Raw genomic sequence first — 1,429 nt, 5'->3', positions numbered from 1 at the left:
TACAAAATAATTCGGTAATATGATCCATTGAGAAGCCTTGTTTTATAACATTTTGTCTTGAGAACCAATATGTTACAAAAACAGGGCTTTTTTTCTACTCTTTTTTTATATCGAACTCAGGTTATTTGATTCTATACTTGGCGCACTTCATTGGGGAGTAGCCGCCTTTTGCGCAAAGCAGAAGGGTGATGGTCAACATATTTGCTCAACCGAGCATGGTCATCATAGCAAAGAACCAAGTCAGCTTTTCCAAGCTTTCTTTTGTTGGCAAGACCTTTGATTTACCACTCTGCAGATTTTGGCTAGCAGGAGCGGTGAGTCATTGGTATTGGATGCTAGCCAGAGAAAAACCTCATGTATGAATTCCTACTGTCGACTGCAATCGTAGCGCTGGCTGAAATGGGTGATAAGACCCAACTGCTGGCATTGCTGCTTGCCGCACGTTTTCGCAAACCTGTTCCTATTTTAGTTGCCATTTTATTGGCGACGCTGATTAACCACGGCCTTTCTGCAGTATTGGGACAATGGGTAACCACAGTGATTGGGCCGGAAGTACTGCTGTGGATCGTTTCGATTGGCTTTATCGCGATGGCAGTCTGGATGCTGATTCCGGATGAACTGGGTGATGAAAATGCCAGTATCAATAAATGGCAAAAATTCGGGGTATTTGGTGCAACCTTCATTTTGTTTTTTCTGGCAGAAATTGGTGACAAAACCCAGATTGCCACAGTGGCACTGGCGGCACGTTTCGACAGCGTCTTCTGGGTGATGTTGGGTACTACGCTAGGCATGATGCTGGCCAATGCGCCTGCGGTATTTTTGGGTGATAAACTGGCGAACAAACTACCGATCAGCCTGATCCATAAAATTGGCGCGGCCATTTTCCTGGTCATAGGTGTCGCGACCCTGGTTCAATATTATTTCTTTTAAATTATAAAATAACAAATTGCATGAATCCTGAGCTAAAAACTCAGGATTTTTTATGCCTAAATCCTCTGAAAAGCTTGATAAAGCTCGTGATATGGTCGGTTTTATGGATTGTAAATTCTATTAAATCCTTATATGTTGTATGGGTATAAAACAGCAGTTTTAACTATAAATTGGGGAATTTAAATGGTTTTTGAGCGCACCACATCGCAAGTCCTGTTTGATAATGGGACACATAAATGCATTAGTTTTACCAGTCTGGTCAAAGGTGAAGGCGTTCAGGCAAACCAGTTTTTGATTATTGATCATGAGCGCGCAGCGGTACTCGATCCGGGTGGTGATTTAACCTATGTGCCGCTGACCATGGAACTGAATAAATAACCTGAGTTCGATGAAATATTTTAGCTTTTTAGCAAGTTTTGGAAAGTTGGCTTATTTGGATTTAAGCAATAAGCCACTATAGCAGCCATAATATTCACCATAAAGTTATTCACCGAACGAT

General features: G+C 41.7%; 2 protein-coding genes and 1 riboswitch. Both genes read left to right on the top strand.

Annotated features, from left to right (window positions below; translation table 11 throughout):
• Positions 1-140 precede the first annotated feature (140 nt).
• Positions 141-282, top strand: a riboswitch (yybP-ykoY riboswitch).
• Between the two features lie 72 nt (positions 283-354).
• Complete coding sequence (locus tag AC1P5O_RS16535) at positions 355-930, top strand: TMEM165/GDT1 family protein (protein WP_004281327.1); 576 nt, start codon at positions 355-357, stop codon at positions 928-930.
• A 183-nt stretch (positions 931-1,113) separates the two neighbouring features.
• Entirely contained in the window at positions 1,114-1,308 is a 195-nt protein-coding gene (locus AC1P5O_RS16530) for a hypothetical protein (RefSeq protein WP_499006413.1), read from the top strand.
• Positions 1,309-1,429: the final 121 nt, after the last annotated feature.

This window comes from Prolinoborus fasciculus, from assembly GCF_056724605.1.
Note: the sequence above shows the minus strand (reverse complement) of the source record. Positions and strands in the feature narration are given on the sequence as shown.